Source organism: Arthrobacter sp. MAHUQ-56, from assembly GCF_019710585.1.
Lineage (GTDB): Bacteria > Actinomycetota > Actinomycetes > Actinomycetales > Micrococcaceae > Arthrobacter.
This window is the reverse complement of sequence record NZ_JAIFZQ010000010.1, coordinates 165424-185209: the sequence shown is the minus strand read 5'-3', so window position 1 is coordinate 185209 and position 19786 is coordinate 165424. Positions and strand designations below refer to the sequence as shown.

The following is a 19786-nucleotide window of genomic DNA, read 5'->3' as shown; positions in this document are numbered from 1 at the left end:
CCATCGGCAGTGCTGCCCAAACCCGCGCCGGGGCTGCCGCTAAGATCAAAGGCAGCCCAAACCACACCTTCCTACCGCGGCGCACTGTGCCGCAGAAACCCGGAGCTTTTACATGAGTGAAGCAGCCACCGCCCCGCGCAGCGTCCTGATCACCGGCGGCAACCGCGGCATTGGCCTGGCCATCGCGGAAGCGTTCCTGGCCAACGGGGACAAGGTGGCCGTCACCTACCGCAGCGAAACCACGCTCCCGGAGGGCATCCTGGGCGTCAAAGCCGACGTCACCGACGAGGCCTCCGTAGATGCAGCGTTCAAAGAGGTGGAAGCCGCCCACGGCCCGGTGGAGGTCCTGGTGGCCAACGCCGGCATCACCAAGGACACCCTGCTGCTGCGCATGAGCGAGGACGACTTCACCTCCGTCATCGACACCAACCTCACCGGGGCTTTCCGGGTCATCAAGCGCGCGTCCAAGGGCATGATCCGTCTGCGCAAGGGCCGCGTGGTCCTGATCTCCTCCGTGTCCGGCCTTTACGGTGCGCCGGGCCAGATCAACTACTCGGCGTCCAAGGCGGGCCTGGTGGGCATCGCCAGGTCCCTGACCCGCGAACTGGGTTCCCGCGGCATCACCGCCAACGTGGTGGCCCCCGGGTTCATCAACACCGATATGACGGCCGAGCTCCCCGAAGCCACCCAGAAGGACTACCTGGCCAGCATCCCCGCCGGGCGCTTCGCCGAGGCCTCCGAGGTTGCCAACGTGGTCCGCTGGATCGCCAGCGACGAAGCAGCCTACATCTCGGGGGCCGTCATCCCGGTGGATGGCGGCCTGGGCATGGGGCACTGACCATTCCTGCACACTAGGGGCGGGGTTCTTCTTTGTGGGGGTCACACAAGCGAATCACCGACATCCGCTGGCATGATGGACAGCAGGCCATCAGCGATTTAGACGTTTCAAACAAAGGAAGCATGCATGGGACTGCTGGACAACAAGACCGCCATCGTCACCGGATCCTCCCGGGGCATCGGCGCTGACGTCGCCAAGATCCTCGCCTCGGAGGGTGCCGCCGTCGTCGTCAACTACCGCCAGAAGGCGCCCCGCGCCAACAAGGTGGTACAGGGAATCGAAGCCGCCGGCGGCCGTGCCGTCGCCGTGGGCGCGGACCTGACCACGCAGGAGGGCGTCCAGGCCCTGGCCAGCGCCGCCATGGAGAACTTCGGATCCCTGGACATCCTGGTCCTGAACGCTTCCGGCGGGATGGAGACCGGCATGGGTGAGGACTACGCACTGAAGCTGAACCGTGACGCCCAGGTGAACATGCTCAACGCCGCGGTGCCGCTGATGAAGGAAGGGTCCCGCGTGGTGTTCGTCACCAGCCACCAGGCCCACTTCATCAACACGGTTCCCACCATGCCTGCCTACGAGCCCGTGGCCCGGAGCAAGCGCGCCGGCGAGGACGCCCTGCGCGAACTGATCCCCAACCTGGCGGAAAAGGGAATCTCCCTCGTGGTGGTCTCCGGCGACATGATCGAAGGCACGGTCACTGCCACGCTGCTGGACCGCTCCACCCCGGGCGCCATCGAGGCGCGGCGGGCCGAGGCGGGCAAGCTCTACTCTGTGGAAGAGTTCGCTGAGGTTGTGGCCGGCATGGCCACCGCGGACGTCGAGTCCGGCCACACCGAGTACGCCGGCGGTGCCGACTACTTCGGCAAGGGTGCCCAGCCCGCAAGCTAGTCTCCGGAGCACCGGACCGGGCCCCCGGCCGCAGGAAAATCCTGCAGGCGGGGGCCCGTCCTCTTAAGGGGAGTCAGACCCCGGCGACGTGGCGGACGGCGTCAAGGAAGGGCATGTTGACGGCGGCATCGGCTACCGCGCGCACCGCGGGTTTGGCATTGAATGCGACGCCGATCCCAGCGGCGCCGAGCATGTCCAGGTCGTTGGCGCCGTCGCCCACCGCGACGGTGTGTTCCAGCGCGATACCTTCCGCGGCTGCCCATTCACGCAGGTATTTTTCTTTTGCGGCACGGTCCACCACGGCACCCAGCACCCTGCCCGTCAGGGCGCCATCCACGATTTCCAGCTCGTTCGCCTGCCAGTAGTCCAGGCCCAGCTCCGCGGCGATCGGCTCCAGGATCTGGTTGAAGCCGCCGGACACCACGGCCACCACGTGCCCTGCCGCCTTGAAGGCGGCCACGAGCTCCGCCGCCCCTTCGCTGAGCTTCACCTCGTTCCGGACGGAATGGACGACGTCGGCCGGCAGCCCCGCGAGCACCGCCACCCGGGCGTGGAGGCTCTGGGTGAAGTCCAGCTCCCCGCGCATGGCGGCCTCCGTGACGGCGGCGACCTCCTCGCGCTTGCCGGCGTAGGCTGCGAGGAGTTCGATGACCTCCTGCTGGATCAGGGTGGAGTCGACGTCCATGATGAGGAGCTTGCGGCCGGCCGAGCGCAGGCCGGCCGGGACCAGGGCCGTATCAAAGCCTTCGATGGCGGCTTCGGCCACGGCATGGCGCAGGCCGGCAAGGCCAGCAGCCGTTGCATCAGGAAGCTGGAGCCCGGCTACGTGCACCTGGTACCGGCCGTCTCCGCCGGTGTCTTCGGAGAGCACTGCGGCGCCCTGCAAGGTAAGGACGGAACGCAACTGCTCCAGCCCGGTCGGGGTCACATTCAGGCCATAGCTGACCGCAGTCACGTTCGAAGTCATGCCTGCAATCTTAGTCAGCGGGGGACTGGTCCCTTGAATCTGTTGCGTCGGGCGAAGCCGGGAACGGTCGCCGGAACGCGCCCCTGTCTAAGTGGCGGCCACCGGCCTACGATGGGGTTTGGCTGGGTACCCATTGGATGCGTCCTGACAACAGGAGGGCAGGATGGACCAGCTGATCGACATCCGCGGTTACAGCACGGCGTCACGCTTCGCCTATGCGGCGGCGGCCGCCGGGGCAGCGGGGGCGGTGACCCTCGCCGCCATGTACGCCGTGGAAGTACCCCGTGGCGGCCCGTATGTTTTTGGCACCATCAATGACGCTACCGGCGCCGTGTTCAACGTCCTGGTCATCCCCGTCATCCTGCAGGTCCACCGCCGGGTGCCGCCGGCGGCATGGACTGGGCCTGTGAAGTGGCTTACCGTCACCGCTTGCGCGGCCGGCGCCGCCAGTTCCGCCCTGCTGGTCCTCAGGGTACTGGACTTCAACACCTCAACGGCCGTGTCGGTGGCGTCCATCACGCTCCAGGGTGCCTGGCTTTTCCTGGTCCACCGGCGCCTCCGCGACGTCGAGGGATACCCGCGCCGGCTGTCACGGCTAGGCCGGTTCATCGGCGGTGCACTGCTGGCGGGACTGCCGGTTGCCGGCGCAGGCTACGTTCTCCAGGGGCCCGAGTGGCTGCGGATGGCCCTCATGGGGGCCGGGGTCGCTACGGGCGCAGCAGCCTGGCTGGCCTGGCCGTACTGGTACCTTCTGGCAGGGCAGTACCTCAACCACAAGCCGCGCAGCGGGACGGCGCCGGCATCTCCCCTCCAGGCGACCGGCTGAGGACGCCTGCACCGGACGCTGATTCCATGCACGTCATGCTTTTTCGAGCAGTTGCACCGGTTATCAGTCGGCCTCTTTTTTGTCCTAGTGTCTATTCCTATGAGTGATGTTCTGGAACTGGACTCCGTCAGCGTTGTCCGAGGCAAAAAGACCCTGCTGGACAAGGTCGACTGGCAGGTCAACGAAGGCGAACGCTGGGTGATTCTCGGCCCCAACGGCGCCGGCAAGACCACTCTCCTCCAGATCGCGGCGGCCAGGCTGCACCCCAGCAGCGGTACCGCCGGCATCCTCGACGAGGTCCTGGGGCGCGTTGACGTCTTCGAACTCCGCCCCCGCATTGGCCTCTCCTCCGCTGCCCTCGCCACCCAGATCCCGGAACACGAGAACGTCCTCAACGTGGTGGTCACCGCCGCTTACGGGGTGACCGGCCGCTGGCGGGAGGGGTACGAGCGCGACGACGAACGCCGCGCCTTCCGCCTGCTCAACGACTGGGGCATGGGGCCGCTGCTCAACAGGACCTTTGCCACGCTGTCCGAAGGTGAACGCAAGCGCGTCCAGATCGCCCGCGCCCTCATGACGGATCCCGAGCTGCTGCTGTTGGACGAGCCCGGCGCCGGACTGGATCTCGGGGGCCGCGAGGAGCTGGTCCACAAGCTCGGCGAGCTCGCCCGCGACGAGGCGGCGCCGGCCATGGTCCTGGTGACGCACCACCTCGAGGAAGTCCCCCCTGGATTCACCCACGCCATGCTCCTGCGTGACGGCGGCGTCGTTGCGGCAGGCCCCATCACCGAGGTCCTGACCGAAGAGCACCTCAGCACCACCTTCGGCCTGCCGCTGGACGTGTCCGAAAACGGCGGCCGCTACACGGCCACAGCCCGCCGCTAGAACAGGCCGCCACCAGTACCTTGGAACTCTTCGGCAGCATCATTGTGTCCATCGCCGGCCTGTGGGCCGGCACCATCAATGCGGTGGTGGGCTCCGGCACGCTGGTCACTTTCCCCGTGCTGATCGCCCTGGGGGTCGCTCCCGTCGTCGCCTCCATGAGCAACGCCATGGGACTGGTGGCGGGCACGGCCGCCGGAGCCTTCGGCTACCGCCGCGAACTGGCCGGCCGTGGACGGCAAGTCCTGCGGCTGCTGCCGGCGTCGGTCCTGGGCGGCATATCGGGCGCATGGCTCCTGCTGCACCTGCCCGAAAAGGTCTTCCACTACGTCGCGCCGGTCCTGCTGGTCCTGGCGCTGCTCATGGTCGTGTTCCAGCCGCGGCTGCAGGACTGGGTACGCAACCGCGAGGCAAACCCCGAGCACGCGGTGCGGGACAAACGCCACGGCATCCTGCTGCTGGTTTTGGTGTACCTGGCCGGTGTCTACGGCGGCTACTTCGTTGCAGCACAGGGCATCCTGCTGGTGGGGATTCTGGGGGTGTTCCTGACCGGCACCATCCAGAACGCCAACGCCATGAAGAACATCCTGGTGCTCGGCGTCAACATGGTGGCGGCCATCTCGTACCTGCTCTTCGCGTTCGACCGGATTAACTGGCTGGTGGTGCTGCTCATCGCAGTCAGTTCCACCATCGGCGGCCTGCTGGGCTCGAAAGTCGGCCGCAAGCTATCGCCCCGCGTCCTCCGTGCAGTGATCTTCGCCCTGGGCATCGTGGCACTCGGCGTGATGATCGCCAACCTGCTGAAATAATCGCCCGGTGACCTTCCACTACCTTGAGTCCGCCGACGATCCCCGCGTCAGCGATTACACCACCCTGACCGATGTGCACCTGCGCAAGCTCCGCGAACCGGCAGAAGGAATGTACATCGCAGAATCGTCGCGCGTACTCCGCCGCGCCCTCGCAGCCGGGCACCAGCCGCGCTCCTTCTTCCTCGCCGAGAAATGGCTGGCCGACCTCGACGACGTCTTCAAGGCCTACCCCGATGTTCCTGTGTTCATCGGCTCGGCTGCGCTGCTGGAGGAGATCACCGGTTTCCACCTGCACCGCGGTGCCATGGCGGCCATGCAGCGCCCCGCCCCTGTTCCCCTGCCGGACCTGCTCGCCGGAGCCCGCCGCGTGGCGGTCCTGGAGGACATTGTGGACCACACCAATGTCGGCGCCATCTTCCGCTCCGCCGCAGCACTGGACATCGATGCCGTCCTCGTCTCGCCCCGTTGCGGCGACCCGCTGTACCGCCGCAGCGTCAGAGTCAGCATGGGCACCGTGTTCCAGGTGCCCTGGGCCCGCCTGGACAGCTGGCCCGGAGACCTCCAGGTACTCAAGGATCACGGCTTCACCGTTGCTGCCCTGGAGCTGACCCCGGACGCCGAGGACGTGGACGCGGTCGCGGCGCGGAACCCGGACAAGCTCGCCCTGGTGCTGGGCACCGAAGGCGCCGGCATGAGCGCCGGGACCCTTGCCGCCGTCGACCTCGCCGTCAAAATCCCCATGCGCAATGGCGTGGATTCGCTCAACGTGGCCGCTGCATCCGCGGTCGCGTTCTGGGAGCTGCGCCCCCGTAACTGACGCCGGGCAGCGGAACGGCTGCGGGGCCGCGGACGCGTTCGTCATGCCCTCCCGCGTCCGCTATGATAGATAGCTGGTTGTCCTGCTTTCTCAGCTTCGGCTGCTGCAGATCCCAGCCATCCCATTCATACCTGGCAGCTGGCAAAATCCAGCTGCGTGAACAAAGGTCCCATTATGAAGTCTGATACCCACCCGAAGTACGAAGCTGTTGTCTTCAACGACCTGGCCTCCGGCACCAAGTTCCTGACCCGCTCCACCGTGTCTTCCTCGAAGACCATCGAGTGGGAAGACGGCAACACCTACCCGGTCATCGACGTCGAAATCTCTTCCGAGTCCCACCCGTTCTACACGGGCAAGCAGCGCATCATGGACTCTGCAGGCCGCGTCGAGCGCTTCAACGCTCGCTTCAAGGGCTTCGGCGGCAAGAAGTAATTCCTTCGCCCAAGCTTCAGGAGAAAGCCCGCACCCGCAACGGTGCGGGCTTTTTCGCGTTAACCGCGCACCTGCTTTCTGGGGCAGGATGGGAATCATGACGCAGACCTTTCCCGCATCCAACAACCGCAGCGCGAATGGTGACCACCACGGAGAATACAAGGTTCCCGGCGGCAAGCTCGTGGTGGCGGACGTGGCCGTCGTGGACGGCACGCTCGCCAGGGTGTCCATCAGCGGCGACTTCTTCCTGGAGCCGGATGAGGCGCTGCTGGACATCAACCGCGCGCTGACCGGCCTGCCGGACACCACGCCCGCTGCCGACCTCGCCGCAGCAGTCACCGCAGCGCTGCCCCCCGGCACGGTCCTTTTCGGCTTCTCCGCGGACGCCGTCGCAGTCACCGTCCGCCGGGCCCTGGCCAAGGCGACCTCGTGGGCCGACCACGAGTGGAACGTCATTGCACCCACCGTCCTGCCCACCGAAATCAACGTGGCCCTGGACGAGGTCCTCACCGAAGCGGTGGGGGCTGGGCTGCGCACCCCGACGCTGAGGTTCTGGGACTGGCAGGAGCCGTCCGTGGTCATCGGCAGTTTCCAGTCGGTGCGGAACGAGGTGGATCCCGACGGCGTGGCCCGGCACGGCATCAACGTGGTCCGCCGGATCAGCGGCGGGGGAGCGATGTTCATGGAGGCCGGCAACTGCATCACGTACTCCCTCTACCTGCCGCAGACGCTGGTGGACGGGCTCAGCTTCGCGGACTCCTACCCCTTCCTGGATGCCTGGGTCATGGCCGCGCTGGAGAAACTGGGCATCAACGCCTTCTACGTCCCGCTCAATGACATCGCCACGGACCAGGGCAAGATCGGCGGGGCCGCGCAGAAGCGGCTGGCCAACGGCGGCATGCTGCACCACGTGACCATGAGCTACGACATTGACGCCGACAAGATGGTGGAGGTCCTGCGGATCGGCAAGGAGAAACTCTCCGACAAGGGCACCCGCAGCGCCAAGAAGCGCGTGGACCCGCTCCGCCGCCAGACCGGCCTGGCACGGACCGCCATCATCGAGGAAATGATCGATGTCTTCAGCGGGCGCTACGGTGCCACCCCGTCCGAGCTGACGGGACGGGAACTGGCCGCGGCAGAGGAACGGGTGGCATCCAAGTTCGGCACCCGGGAATGGCTTCACCGCGTCCCCTGACGCCGGACTGTGGGCGCCAGGGCGCAGTGAGGCCCCGGTTCGCTGCGCACGGACTGTCCCAGCGCATCGAGCCCTGCCGTCAGTGCGCGGGCGGGGCCAGGGTGGGGGACCCCACGACGGCGGCCTGCGCGCACAGTGCCCGCAGCAGGTGGCTGCGCTGTTCCACCACGATGCGGCGCAGTGCGTGCGGCGCGTCCTGGTTCTCCTCGAGCCAGCGGTCCGTGCGCCGGATCACGCGGTGCTCCGCCGGTTCGGTTCCTTCCGCCAGGTCCTGTGCCGCCGGATACAGGCCCCGGACAATCCGGCCGGCGATCTCGATGCTGCGGGTATCCCAGGTCTTCCGGAGGCAGTCGAAGTAGGGCTCAACATATGGCTCGAGCAGCTCCGCCGGCGCCGTGGCAAATCCGTTGATGGTGGCGGTCAGCAGCTGGTTGGACAGTTCGTTGCCTTCTACGGCAGCGTTCCAGGCCGCGGCCTTGACCGCCGGATCGGGGCGGGAGGCCAGTGCGGTGGCGTGTCCGGCGCGTCCGGAGGCGGTGGTGTCCCGCTTCAGTTCGGCGTGCAGTTCGGCTGCGGATGCCTGCCCGTTTGCGGCGAGCGCATGCCAGAAGTGCCACCTGAGTTCCGCGTCCACCGCAAGGCCTTCCACGGCGTCCGTCCCGTCCAGGAGCCCCCGCAGGCGCGGCAGCAGCGTGGCGTCGTGCCGGCTGAGCGTGCCGAGGGTGCGGGCCCAGGCCAGTTGCTGGTCGGAGCCCGGGCGGGCCCGGTCCAGTTCTTCGGCGGCGGTGGCCAGGAAGGAGGCGCGCACAGCCGTTCGGCTGCCAACGGCGGTGTAGCGTTCGACGGCGGTCACGGCGTTGTCGAGGACGTTCAGCAGGACACCGATGCCAGTTTCGGCAGGGGCGAACGCGGCCACCGCGTCGACATAGTGCCGGGCAGGGCTCACACCGTCGCGGGCGGAGTTCCAGAGCGCCGTCCAGCACAGTGCCCGCGCCATCGGATCGGTGATCCGGTCCAGGGAAGCGCGGACGGTGGCTTCGGACTCCGGGTCCAGCCGCACCTTGGCGTACGCGAGGTCGTCGTCGTTGACGAGCAGCAGCGCAGGCCTTGGGTGTCCCGCGAGCCGGGAGAGTTCCGTCCGGGCGCCCACCACGTCGGTTTCAATGCTCCCGGTCCGCACCAGGGCACCGGAGCCGTCAAAATCGTAGGATCCCACCCGCAGGCGGTGCGGACGCAGTTCCTCGCGTCCCGTGACGGGATCCGTTGCTTCCTGGACGATCGCCACCCCGGCGGGCACGCCGTCGTCGTCCGTTGTTCCCGGAACGATGTCGAGGGACAAGGTGGAGATTCCGGATGTTTGCAGCCAGAGCTGCGCCCAGCCTGCCAGGTCCCGACCGGAGGCCTCGCCCAGGGCGTCGAGGAGGTCGCCCAGGGACGTGTTTCCGTAGGCGTGCTTCCGGAAGTACGCCCGCGACCCGGCGATGAACGCATCGAACCCCACATACGCCACCAGCTGCTTCAGAACCGATGCGCCCTTGGCGTAGGTGATGCCATCGAAGTTCTGCTTCGCGGCCTCCAGGTCAGGGATGTCCGCCACGATTGGGTGTGTGGTGGGCAGCTGGTCCTGGACGTAGGCCCATGCCTTGCGCTTGTTGGCGAAGTTCACCCAGGCGGTGTCCCAGTCCGTCGCACGGTCCACGCCCAGGGTGCCCATGTAGTCGGCGAAGGATTCCTTCAGCCACAGGTCGTCCCACCACTGCATGGTCACGAGGTCGCCGAACCACATGTGCGCCATTTCGTGCATCAGGGTGTTGGCGCGGCCCTGGTACTGGGCGTCGGTGGCCCGGGAGGTGAACACATAGCTCTCGGTAAAGGTGACCAGCCCCGGGTTTTCCATGGCGCCAAGGTTGTACTCCGGGACGAACGCCTGGTCGTACTTGCCCCACGGGTAGGGGAAGTCGAAGAGCCGGTTGAAGAAGTCCAGGCCTTTCTTGGTCAGTGCGAAAAGGTGGTCCGTGTCGAAGGAGTCCGCCATCGACGCCCGGCAGTAAAGGGCCAGGGGCACGTCCAGGTGTGTCCCGTCGTCGAGCGTTGCCTGCCAGCGGTCCTGCGCCTTGAAATAGGGGCCCGCCAGGATCGCCGTGATGTAGGTGGACATGGGCAGCGTGGTGGCGAAGTCCCAGCAGGCCGTGGCCGGATCGCTGGTGAGCAGCGTCCGCTTCACCTCCGCGCCGTTGGACGCCACCTCCCACTGTGCCGGCGCCATGACATGGAAGGTGTAGGTGGCCTTGAGGTCCGGCTGCTCGAAGTTGGCGAACACACGGCGGGCGTCCGCGGGTTCGTACTGGGTGTAGAGGTACGTCTTGCCGTCTGCAGGGTCCACGAACCGGTGCATCCCCTCACCGGAGCGGCTGTACAGGGCGGTCCCGGTGACAGTCACCTGGTTCTCCGCCAGGAGGTTCTCCAGCCTGATCCGTGAACCGTCCACCACGTCCTCCACTGGCAGGCGCCTGCCATTGAGGAAAACGCTGTGGACGCCGGCGCCGATAAAATCGAGGAACGTTGAACTTCCCGGCTCCGAGGCCGTGAAGGTTATGACGCTGCGGCTGGTGTAGCCGGCTATGTCCGGGTCCGCGGCGTGCCGGACATCCAGCGAGACGTCGTAACTGGCGGTGCTGATCAGGGCTGAACGGTCGGCGGCTTCGCTGCGCATCAGATTCTCAAGTGGCACCCGGCTATCTAATCACGGCGCCGATCCGTCACGGTCACCCGGCGATCAGCAGGGCCGCTGCCAGGCCCAGCACGGCGATCAGCAGCCAGGCGGCAAGCGCCGCGAGCACCGCGCGGCCCCCGGTGTGCAGCAGGTGCCGGATCCGCACGGCGGAGCCCAGGCCGAAGAGCGCAGCGCCCAGCGCGATGTCCTGGAGCACGGCACCGGCTTCCAGCCAGCCGTCGCCGAGCCATCCTGTGGAACGCAGTACCACCATCGCCACAAAGCCCAGCACGAACAGCGGCACCACGGGCGGCAGTTTCGCACCGGCTGTGTCCGGCCGGGAGCTCCGGCGGTGGTGCGCCCCTGCCAAAGCCGCGACGGGCGCCAGCAGCAGCACGCGGGTGAGTTTGACGACGACGGCGATCGCCAGGGCCGCGGTCCCGGCGGTCTGCGCGGTGGCCACCACCTGTCCCACGTCGTGTACCGACGCGCCGGCCCAGGCTCCGAAGACGGCGGCGGTGAGGCCGAGGGGATGGACGAGCAGGGGGAGGACGCCGATGGCGAGGGTGCCGCAGAGGGTCACCAGTGCCACGGGAAGGACGGTGTCCGCGTGCCGGATCCTGCGGACGGCCGCCACGGCGCCGATGGCGGAGGCACCGCAGATGGAGAACCCGGTGGCCACCAGGAGCGACGTCACCGGCGGCAGGCGGAACAGGCGCGAGATCAGGTAGGTCCCGCCAAAGCTGGCTGCCACCACGGCGGTGATCAGGACCAGCGCCAGCCAGCCCAGTCCCAGGACGTCCATGATGCTGACCTTCAGGCCGAGCAGGACGATCCCCGCCCGCATCAGGTGCTTGCCGGCAAAGTCGAGGCCGGGGCGGGCGCGGCCGGCGGACCATACTCCCGTTCCCGGCAGGTTCGCGGCCAGGACGCCAAGCACCACAGCCAGGGTCATGGCGGGCAGAGGGGGGAACAGGCCGTGGAGCAGGATCGCCGATGCCACCGCAAGGGCCGCCGTCGCCAGCCCCGGGAGGAGGCGCCCGACGCCGGCGTGGCCGCCAGGACCGGGCGTGGGGAGGCTTCTGCTGCGGGGCACTCACCTACTGTGCCCGAAGAGGCCCGCAATCCACGAACCGGAGCACCCCCGCCAACACGCGAGAATGGATGGCAGTAATGAATTCGAAACAAAAAGATGGTTGGCTATTGGACATGTCAGACCTATTCCAGGATTACTCCGAGGCCGCGGGCCGGACCGGAGCCTACGACGAGATGTTCGCCCCCGGGCAGCAGGCACGGGACTCCTACGCGGAGGTGGCGGACGCCCTTCGGAAGCTCTCCCTGGCGGACGTCAGCGCCCGCGCGGACTCCATGGCCCGCACGTTCCTGGACCGCGGTGTGACCTTTGACTACGCCGGCGAGGAGCGGCCCTTTCCGCTCGACATCGTGCCCCGGGTCATTCCGGCGGCGGAGTGGGACGTCCTGGAACGGGGCGTGGCCCAGCGCGTGCGTGCCCTGGAGGCCTTCCTGAACGACGTCTACGACAAGATGACAGTCGTGGCCGACGGCGTGATCCCCCGGCAGCTGGTGACCACAAGCGCCCACTTCCACCGGCAGGTCCACGGTTTCGAACCTGCCGGCGGGGTCCGGGTGCACATCTCCGGCATCGACGTCGTGCGTGACGCTGCCGGCACCTTCCGCGTCCTGGAGGACAACGTCCGCGTGCCCTCCGGCGTGAGCTACGTCCTGGAAAACCGGCGCGCCATGGCCAAGGGCCTGCCCGAGGCCTTCGGCCAGCAGCTCATCCGCCCCGTCGAGGAATACCCCCGCCGGCTGCTCTCGGCCCTGCGCAAAACCGCGCCTGCCGGCGTCGACGACCCCACCGTCGTCGTCCTCACCCCCGGCGTCTTCAACAGCGCCTACTTCGAGCACACCCTGCTGGCCGGCCTGATGGGCGTGGAGCTGGTGGAGGGCCGGGACCTGATCTGCCGCGGAAACCGTGTCTACATGCGCACCACCGCCGGCGAACAGCGCGTTGACGTCATCTACAAGCGGATCGACGACGACTTCCTGGACCCCCTGCAGTTCCGCGCGGACTCAATGCTCGGCTGCCCAGGGCTGGTCAACGCCGCGCGCGCCGGCGGCGTCACCATCGCCAACGCGGTGGGCAACGGGGTGGCCGACGACAAACTGGTCTACAGTTACGTTCCTGACCTGATCCGGTACTACCTCGGCGAGGAGCCCATCATCGCGAACGTGGACACGTACCGGCTCGAGGAGAAGGAGGCCCGGGAATACACCCTGGACAACCTCGCCGAACTCGTGGTCAAGCCGGTCGACGGCTCCGGCGGCAAGGGCCTTGTCATCGGCCCCGACGCCTCCAACGACGAATTGGACGCCCTCCGCCAGCGGATCATTGCCGACCCCCGCGGCTGGATCGCCCAGCCCGTGCTGCAGCTTTCCACCGTCCCCACGTTGGGCGGGGACAAATTCGGCCCCCGGCACGTGGACCTCCGGCCGTTCGCGGTGAACGACGGCGAGAACGTCTGGGTGCTGCCCGGAGGCCTCACCCGCGTGGCGCTGAAAGAGGGATCCCTGATCGTCAACTCCAGCCAGGGCGGCGGGTCCAAGGACACCTGGGTCCTGGCGGACTCGCCCCAGATGCCGGTGGAAACCGTTCCCCGCCAGTCGGTCACGGTCCGTGAACGGGTCTCGGTCTGGCCCGTGGAAAGCAACTGGCGCGACCGCCAGTCGGAGCAGCAGCAGTGACCCCGGCCGCCCGGCCATCGATTTCCCCAGCAATTCCGCGCACGCAGGAGGTAGCCGCGAATGCTTAGCCGTATTGCCGAATCCTTGTTCTGGATCGGCCGCTACGTGGAGCGCGCCGATGGCACCGCCCGCATCCTTGACGTGCATCTGGAGCGGCTGAACCACCTCCCCATGGAGGAACGCAGGAGCGTGGCGCAGGAACTCCTCGCCGTCATGGGCGCACGCCCGCAGAACGAGGATTTCGGCCTGCCGGAACTGCTGCACGCCCTGGCGTATGACAAGACCAGCGCCACGTCCATCGCCGGCTCCCTCGGCGCTGCCCGCGAGAACGCCCGCCGCGCCCGGGAGACTGTTTCCTCCGGGCTGTGGGAAAGCCTGAACACCACGTACTACGGGCTGAGCCAGCACCGCAAGGACGTGGTGGGCACCTACCGGTTCTGCAACTGGACACTGGAACGCACGGCCATGGTCAGCGGCCTCGCGGACACCACGGTGAGCCATGACGAGAGCTGGCTCTTCCTGGTGCTGGGCCGGTCGCTGGAACGCGCGGACATGACCGCACGCATGCTGTCCACGCGAGATGTCCTCTCCGCCGGCATGTCCTGGGTGAACATGCTCCGCTGCGCCGGCGCCTACGAATCCTTCCTGCGGACCCGGCGGGCAGCCTTCGGCGACCAGCACGCCGCCGAGTTCCTGCTCCTGGACCGCCTCTTCCCGCGCTCGATCGTCTACGCCCTGCGCGACGCCGACGAGTGCCTGGCCAAGCTGGACCCGTCAGCGCAGCGCGTGGGGTTCATCAACGACGCCCGCAGGATCGTGGGGCAGGCCCGGACATTCCTCGAGTTCCACCGCACCGACGACCTCATGTCCGAGCTTCCCGAGCACATGGAGCGCGTGCAGAAAGCCGTGTCCCAGGCCTCGGACGCCATTTCCCGTAAGTACTTCAATCAGGCGGACGAACTGGCCTGGGTGGGAGAAGTTTCATGACCCGGCTGAGCATCGTCCACCGGACGGCGTACAAGTACAACAAGCGCGTCACCCTGTCCTACAACGAAGCACGGATGACCCCGCTGACGGACTCCCAGCAGGTGGTCCTGGAATCGGTGGTCAAGGTTTCCCCGACGCAGGCGGCCGTCAGCACCTACCGTGATTACTGGGGCACCAGGGTCACGGCCTTCGACATGCAGATGCCGCACGAACGCCTGGAAGTGGTGTCGAACATCACGGTGGAGGTGCACCGCGCCGAGAAGATCCCTTCCGAATCGGACATCGTCGGCTGGGACGTCCTCGCCAGCCCCGAAACCCTCAACACCTTCAGCGACTGGCTGCCGCAGTCCCGGCTCAGCGGCCCGGGCGACGAGGTCCTGGGTATCATCCCGGAGGTCGTGGCCGGCAAGAACCCGCATGACGCGGCCATGGCCGTCTTCGCGTGGATGCGCGGCGAGATGACCTACATGTCCGGCTCCACCGCGGTCACCACCAACGCGGAGGAGGCCTGGGGCCAGCGCAAGGGAGTGTGCCAGGACCTGGCGCACCTTGCCATCGGCGCGCTGCGCAGCTGCGGTATCCCCGCCCGCTACGTGTCCGGCTACCTCCACCCGCGGTCCAGCGCGGGCATCGGCGAGACCGTCGCCGGGCAGTCGCACGCCTGGCTGGAGTGGTGGGATGGCGAGTGGCGGAGCTGGGACCCCACCAACCACAAGCCGGCCGGCGACTTCCACGTCACCGTTGCGCGGGGCCGGGACTACCGCGACGTGTCGCCGTTGAAAGGCATCCTGTCCGGCGGTGGCGGGTCCGCCCTCAACGTCAGCGTCGAAATCACCCAGCTGGCCTGAGGGCCGCCCGGGTCAGCCGGGCCGGCCGGGGCACGGGGTTCCGGCGCCGCGGCAGCCAGTTACTCGAACGAGGTTTTCGCGGAGCTGCTGATCTGGGTCCACCAGGTCATCGGATCCGTGACCTTGAAGCGGCGGCCCGTGACCGAGTCAGGGGTGATGCGGACGAACGCGTCCTTCCGCCCGGCCTGCCACGGGAACAGGTACAGGCGGGAGGTCTCGAGCACTTCCTCGGTGCTCTTGACGAGGTCGGCGGTTCCCTTAATGACCACGCTCCAGGCCAGGCCGGTATCAGCGTCCACCCCGTCCGCCTCCACAGCCACGGGGGCGTCACCGGTTGCAGCCGACAACTTGGTGCCTTGGCTGGTGCGGAAGACCAGCGTGCCGCCGTCCACCGTGAAGTTCACCGGGAAGATATCCGGGCGGCCGTCAACGAGGACCGCCAGCCTGCCCACGGACACCGTCCGCAGCATGGCCCAGCATTCGTGGTGTTCGAGGTTCTGCACTTGGGAGGATGACTCGTTGCTCATGCCGTGAGCATACAACCATCACCAAGGGCTGGGCTTGTAATCCTTCAGGAAGACCCCGTACTGGTCCTCGCCGCGTTCACCCATGACAATGGGGTCGTAGACCCGTGCCGCGCCGTCAACCAGGTCCAGGGGTGCATGGAAGCCCTCCTCCATGAGCCGGACCTTCGTGAAGTGCGGGCGTTCGTCGGTGATCCAGCCGGTGTCCACGGCAGTCATCAGGATGCCGTCCGTCTCCAGCATTTCCCGGGCGCTGGTGCGGGTCATCATGTTCAGGGCGGCCTTGGCCATGTTGGTATGCGGGTGCCCCGGCCCTTTGTAAGCCCGGGAGAACTGGCCTTCCATGGCGGAGACGTTGACGATGTACTTCCGCCGTGCCGTGGAGCGCTGCATGGCGCCGCGGAGGCGGCTCACCAGCAGGAACGGTGCCGTCACGTTGCAGAGCTGGACCTCCAGCATCTCCAGCGGATCCACTTCGTCCACCACCTGGGTCCAGCTGTTGATGGTGGCCAGGTCGGGGACCAGTCCGCCGGCGTCGATGGCCGTCCCGGAGGCTATGCGTTCGAGCGAGGCGGACCCTGTGGACAGCGCCAGCGAGGTGATGGCGTCGCCGGCCAGGACCGGGTGTTCCGTGACGCTGCCCGCGAGTGCCAGCGGATGCTTGTCGTGGGCGTGGCCGAAGGTCAGCAGTTCGGGGCCGCCGTTGGCCTGCTCCAGTGCAGCGGGAAGCGGCTCGTCCTCGGCATCCACCAGGGGCTTGTAGGCGTTGCCGGACCGGCGGACCGTCTGGGCCGCGTTGTTGATGATGATGTCCAGCGGACCGGCCTCGTTGAGGGAGTCGGTCAGGGCCATGACCTGGGCCGGGTCGCGGAGGTCGATGCCGACAATCCGGAGCCGGTGCAGCCACTCGCCGCTGTCCTCCATCGCCGCGAACCGGCGGGCGGCGTCCTTGGGGAACCGGGTGGTGATGGTGGTGTGGGCGCCGTCGCGCAGCAGCCGCAGGGCGATGTACATTCCGATCTTGGCGCGCCCACCGGTGAGCAGGGCGCGCCTGCCGGTCAGATCGGTCCGGGCGTCGCGCTTGCTGTGGCTGAAGGCTGCGCAGTCGGGGCACAGCTGGTGGTAGAAGGCGTCCACCTGGGTGTAGTGCTGCTTGCAGATGTAGCAGGGGCGGGACCTGATGAGGTGGCCGGCCACCTTGCCGGTCGCTGAGGTGGCCAGCTTGTTGCCGCGGGTTTCGTCGTCGATCCGGTCCGGGGCGGCAGTGGCTGTCTGCGCGATGACGGCTTTGTCCGCTTCGGCAATCAGGTCGCGCTTGGTGACCCTGCGGTGCCGCTTGACGGCTTTGAACATCTTTCCGGTGGCACGCCGCACCGAGATGTAGTCGGGGTGCTCCTCGTCGTACGCGTGGATCGTGTTCAGGACCTTGAGGCAGGCCTGGATTTCCTCAGGGGTCAGGTCGGGGGAGCTCATTAGCCCAATTTTACAGCGTACGCCGCTGGCCCGGAGCACCGATGTGGTGCTCCGGCCCGCTTGGTCGGATGGTCCGGGCGGGGACGCCGGGTCAGGACACCCGTGCGCCGTCCGGTGAAGCCTTCGCCGCTGCTGCCGCATGGGTTTCGGCCACCTTGCCAACGGTCTCGCGCACCTCGGGGAACTGCTCTGCCGCGGCCCTCACGGCGTTGGGCACCGCACCCAGGTGCTGGGCGGCAAGCTGCCTTTCAGCGTCACCCGGTTCCGGAACCTCCTGGCCTTTGGACAGCACCGTGATGCCGGATTCGGTGACCTTGAAACCGCGGGCCCGGTCCAGGTCCGGGTCAAGGCCGATGGCCGCGCCGGCGGGGACCTTGACGTTCTTGTCCAGGATGGCCCGCTTGATCACGGCGCCTTCGCCCACCTGCACCTTGTCCATCAGCACCGAGTCCGTAACCCGGGCACTCGTGGCCACATAGACGTCGTTGGACAGCACCGAACCCTCGACGATGCCGCCGGAAATGACCACGCCGCTGGCAACGATGGAATCCAGCGCCGTTCCCACGGTGTTGTTGTCACCCCGGACGAACTTCGCGGGCGGGGAGATGCTTTGCCGGGTGTAGATGGGCCACTCGGAGTTGTAGAGGTTGAAGACCGGCAGCGGGGAGATGAGGTCCATGTGGGCGTCGTAGAAGGAATCGATGGTGCCGACGTCGCGCCAGTAAGTGCGGTCGCGCTCGGTGGACCCGGGAATGTCGTTCAGGGTGAAGTCGTAGACGCCGGCCTCGCCACGGTTGACGAAGTAGGGGATGATGTCGCCGCCCATGTCGTGCTTGGTGTCCAGCCGTTCCGCGTCCACATGGAGCGCAGCCACCAGGGCGTCGGCGTCGAAGACGTAGTTGCCCATGGAGGCCAGGAACTGTGAGGGATCCGCGGCGAGGCCGGGGGTGCTCGCAGGCTTCTCCACGAATGCGGCAATCTTCTGGGAGTCGTTCTGGTCCACTTCGATGACGCCGAACTGGTTGGCCATGTGCAGCGGCTGCCGCACTGCAGCCACCGTGGCCTTGGCGCCGCTGTGGACGTGCTGGGCCACCATCTGGGCGAAGTCCATGCGGTACACGTGGTCCGCGCCGACCACGACGACGATGTCGGGGTTGGCGTCGTGGATGAGGTTCAGGGACTGGTAGATGGCGTTGGCGCTGCCAAGGAACCAGCTTTTGCCCACGCGCTGCTGGGCGGGAACGGAAGCGATGTAGTTGCCCAGCTGGGTGGACATGCGCCACGTCTCGGAAATGTGGCGGTCAAGGCTGTGCGACTTGTACTGGGTCAGGACGACGATCTGCAGGTAGCGGGAATTGACCAGGTTGGACAACGCGAAGTCGATGAGGCGGTAACTGCCCGCAAAGGGCACGGCTGGCTTGGCCCGGTCTGCCGTCAGTGGCATCAGTCTGTTTCCCTCGCCGCCTGCGAGGACAATGGCCAGGACTTTTTTATTCAACGGCATAGTGGTCGCTCCTGTACGCCTTCGTAACTCCCCAAGACAGTCCGGTACGCCCGGACTCCTTCACACTAGAACAGTTATGCGTGAAGGACTACCTTGGGTCATGTGCGAATAGACATTGTGACTAAAGAGTTCCCGCCGGAGATCTATGGTGGCGCCGGGGTGCACGTCGCCGAATTGAGCAGGGTGCTTAGTAAGCACGTTGACCTGCAGGTTCGTGCGTTCGGCGCTCCCCGCGACGCTGACTACCACGGCGCCACCGTGAGCTCGTACCAGGTACCGGAGGACCTCGGCTCGGCCAACGCGGCGGTGCAGACGCTCGGTGTGGACCTGCGGATCGTCCCGGACATCGAAGGCGCGGACCTGGTCCATTCGCACACCTGGTACGCCAACATGGCAGGGCATCTTGCGTCCCTGCTGCACGGTATTCCGCACGTCCTGAGCGCCCACAGCCTGGAACCGCTGCGCCCCTGGAAGGCCGAACAGCTTGGCGGCGGCTACGCCCTCTCGTCGTGGGTGGAGAAGACGGCCTACGAGGCTGCGGCCGCGATCATCGCCGTGTCCGAAGGCATGCGGCAGGACATCCTGCGCAGCTACCCCAACGTCGACCCGGAGAAGGTCCGCGTGGTGCACAACGGCATCGACGTCGACCTGTGGAAGCGTGACGAAGACGACGACGCCGTCCGTGCCCTGGGCATCGATCCCGCCAAGCCCAGCGTGGTCTTTGTGGGAAGAAACACACGGCAGAAGGGCGTTCCCTACCTGCTGCGGGCGGCGGCAAAGCTTCCCGCCGACGTGCAGCTGGTCCTGTGCCTCGGCGCGGCGGACACGCCTGAACTTGCCGCCGAGACCGCCGCCTTGATCGAGGACCTGCAGAAGCAGCGCACCGGCGTGGTGCTCATCGAACGGATGCTGCCGCGCCACGAGCTGATCCAGGTGCTCAGCCACGCCACGGCGTTCGCCTGCCCCTCCATCTACGAGCCGCTCGGCATCGTCAACCTCGAAGCCATGGCGTGCGGGGCGGCCGTGGTGGCCAGCGCAACCGGCGGCATTCCCGAGGTGGTGGAGCACGGCCGGACCGGGCTGCTCGTGGACCTGGAACAGGTCACCGACGGCACCGGCACGCCGCTGGATCCGGAAAAGTTCGTCACGGAATTCGCCGCCGCGCTCACGGACGTGGTGTCCGACCCCACCCGTGCCCGCGCCATGGGCCAGGCCGGCCGCGAGCGCGCAGAGAAGCACTTCTCCTGGGAATCCATCACGGAAACCACCCTCGAGGTGTACCGCTCGGTGCTGCCGGCAGCCGGCTGACCGTTTCTC

Annotated in this window: 18 protein-coding genes; 12 read left to right on the top strand and 6 right to left on the bottom strand. The window is 67.3% G+C overall.

The features are described 5' to 3' along the window. Positions 1 to 112: 112 nt before the first annotated feature. A complete protein-coding gene (locus tag K4G53_RS07520) occupies positions 113 to 838 on the top strand; it encodes a beta-ketoacyl-ACP reductase (RefSeq protein WP_221385086.1) in 726 nt (241 codons plus the stop codon). A 126-nt stretch (positions 839 to 964) separates the two neighbouring features. Then, positions 965 to 1726 carry an SDR family oxidoreductase gene (locus tag K4G53_RS07515; protein ID WP_221385085.1) on the top strand — a complete coding sequence of 254 codons (762 nt, stop codon included), beginning with the start codon at positions 965 to 967 and terminating at the stop codon, positions 1724 to 1726. Between the two features lie 73 nt (positions 1727 to 1799). Here K4G53_RS07515 and serB read toward each other — a convergent pair whose 3' ends face one another. Further along, complete coding sequence (gene serB, locus K4G53_RS07510) at positions 1800 to 2693, bottom strand: phosphoserine phosphatase SerB (protein WP_221385084.1); 894 nt, start codon at positions 2691 to 2693, stop codon at positions 1800 to 1802. A 163-nt stretch (positions 2694 to 2856) separates the two neighbouring features. On the opposite strand from serB, the gene K4G53_RS07505 reads away from it, so the two are divergent. The 6 genes from K4G53_RS07505 (at position 2857) to K4G53_RS07480 (ending at position 7654) form a co-directional block, all read left to right on the top strand. After that, on the top strand, positions 2857 to 3519 hold the full coding sequence (locus K4G53_RS07505; protein ID WP_221385083.1) for a hypothetical protein: 663 nt from the start codon (positions 2857 to 2859) through the stop codon (positions 3517 to 3519). Between the two features lie 99 nt (positions 3520 to 3618). Further along, positions 3619 to 4404 (top strand): ABC transporter ATP-binding protein, encoded by a 786-nt coding sequence (locus K4G53_RS07500; RefSeq protein WP_221385082.1) that lies wholly within the window; start codon positions 3619 to 3621, stop codon positions 4402 to 4404. Positions 4405 to 4424: 20 nt separating this feature from the next. Beyond that, a complete protein-coding gene (locus tag K4G53_RS07495) occupies positions 4425 to 5210 on the top strand; it encodes a sulfite exporter TauE/SafE family protein (protein ID WP_221385081.1) in 786 nt (261 codons plus the stop codon). 7 nt (positions 5211 to 5217) lie between these two features. Then, on the top strand, positions 5218 to 6027 hold the full coding sequence (locus K4G53_RS07490; RefSeq protein ID WP_221385080.1) for an RNA methyltransferase: 810 nt from the start codon (positions 5218 to 5220) through the stop codon (positions 6025 to 6027). A gap of 174 nt (positions 6028 to 6201) precedes the next feature. Further along, complete coding sequence (locus K4G53_RS07485; protein WP_018761303.1) at positions 6202 to 6459, top strand: type B 50S ribosomal protein L31; 258 nt, start codon at positions 6202 to 6204, stop codon at positions 6457 to 6459. A gap of 97 nt (positions 6460 to 6556) precedes the next feature. Next, positions 6557 to 7654, top strand: a complete 1098-nt coding sequence (locus K4G53_RS07480; protein WP_221385079.1) for a biotin/lipoate A/B protein ligase family protein — start codon at positions 6557 to 6559, stop codon at positions 7652 to 7654. Positions 7655 to 7733: 79 nt separating this feature from the next. Here K4G53_RS07480 and pepN read toward each other — a convergent pair whose 3' ends face one another. Further along, complete coding sequence (gene pepN / locus K4G53_RS07475; protein ID WP_260323420.1) at positions 7734 to 10367, bottom strand: aminopeptidase N; 2634 nt, start codon at positions 10365 to 10367, stop codon at positions 7734 to 7736. 52 nt (positions 10368 to 10419) lie between these two features. Then, positions 10420 to 11463: a putative sulfate exporter family transporter gene (locus K4G53_RS07470; RefSeq protein WP_221385077.1), complete on the bottom strand. Its 1044-nt coding sequence runs from the start codon at positions 11461 to 11463 to the stop codon at positions 10420 to 10422. 113 nt (positions 11464 to 11576) lie between these two features. Here K4G53_RS07470 and K4G53_RS07465 point away from each other — a divergent pair, with 113 nt between their 5' ends. From K4G53_RS07465 to K4G53_RS07455, 3 genes are read left to right on the top strand one after another with little or no spacing between them, the layout of a single operon-like run. After that, entirely contained in the window at positions 11577 to 13133 is a 1557-nt protein-coding gene (locus tag K4G53_RS07465) for a circularly permuted type 2 ATP-grasp protein (protein ID WP_221385076.1), read from the top strand. A gap of 60 nt (positions 13134 to 13193) precedes the next feature. Next, the gene (locus K4G53_RS07460) at positions 13194 to 14120 is read left to right on the top strand and encodes an alpha-E domain-containing protein (protein ID WP_221385075.1); all 927 of its coding nucleotides are present in this window, start codon (positions 13194 to 13196) and stop codon (positions 14118 to 14120) included. Beyond that, entirely contained in the window at positions 14117 to 14968 is an 852-nt protein-coding gene (locus K4G53_RS07455) for a transglutaminase family protein (protein ID WP_221385074.1), read from the top strand. The genes K4G53_RS07460 and K4G53_RS07455 overlap by 4 nt, the downstream gene beginning before the upstream one ends. 59 nt (positions 14969 to 15027) lie before the next feature. On the opposite strand, the gene K4G53_RS07450 is transcribed toward K4G53_RS07455, so the two are convergent. From K4G53_RS07450 to glgC, 3 genes are all read right to left on the bottom strand, one after another. Continuing rightward, complete coding sequence (locus tag K4G53_RS07450; protein WP_221385073.1) at positions 15028 to 15495, bottom strand: pyridoxamine 5'-phosphate oxidase family protein; 468 nt, start codon at positions 15493 to 15495, stop codon at positions 15028 to 15030. Positions 15496 to 15513: 18 nt separating this feature from the next. Continuing rightward, positions 15514 to 16965, bottom strand: a complete 1452-nt coding sequence (locus tag K4G53_RS07445; protein ID WP_221385072.1) for an SDR family NAD(P)-dependent oxidoreductase — start codon at positions 16963 to 16965, stop codon at positions 15514 to 15516. Positions 16966 to 17056: 91 nt separating this feature from the next. Beyond that, positions 17057 to 18469: a glucose-1-phosphate adenylyltransferase gene (gene glgC / locus K4G53_RS07440; RefSeq protein WP_221385071.1), complete on the bottom strand. Its 1413-nt coding sequence runs from the start codon at positions 18467 to 18469 to the stop codon at positions 17057 to 17059. 102 nt (positions 18470 to 18571) lie between these two features. Here glgC and glgA point away from each other — a divergent pair, with 102 nt between their 5' ends. Further along, positions 18572 to 19777 (top strand): glycogen synthase, encoded by a 1206-nt coding sequence (gene glgA, locus K4G53_RS07435; protein WP_221385070.1) that lies wholly within the window; start codon positions 18572 to 18574, stop codon positions 19775 to 19777. Positions 19778 to 19786 lie beyond the last annotated feature (9 nt).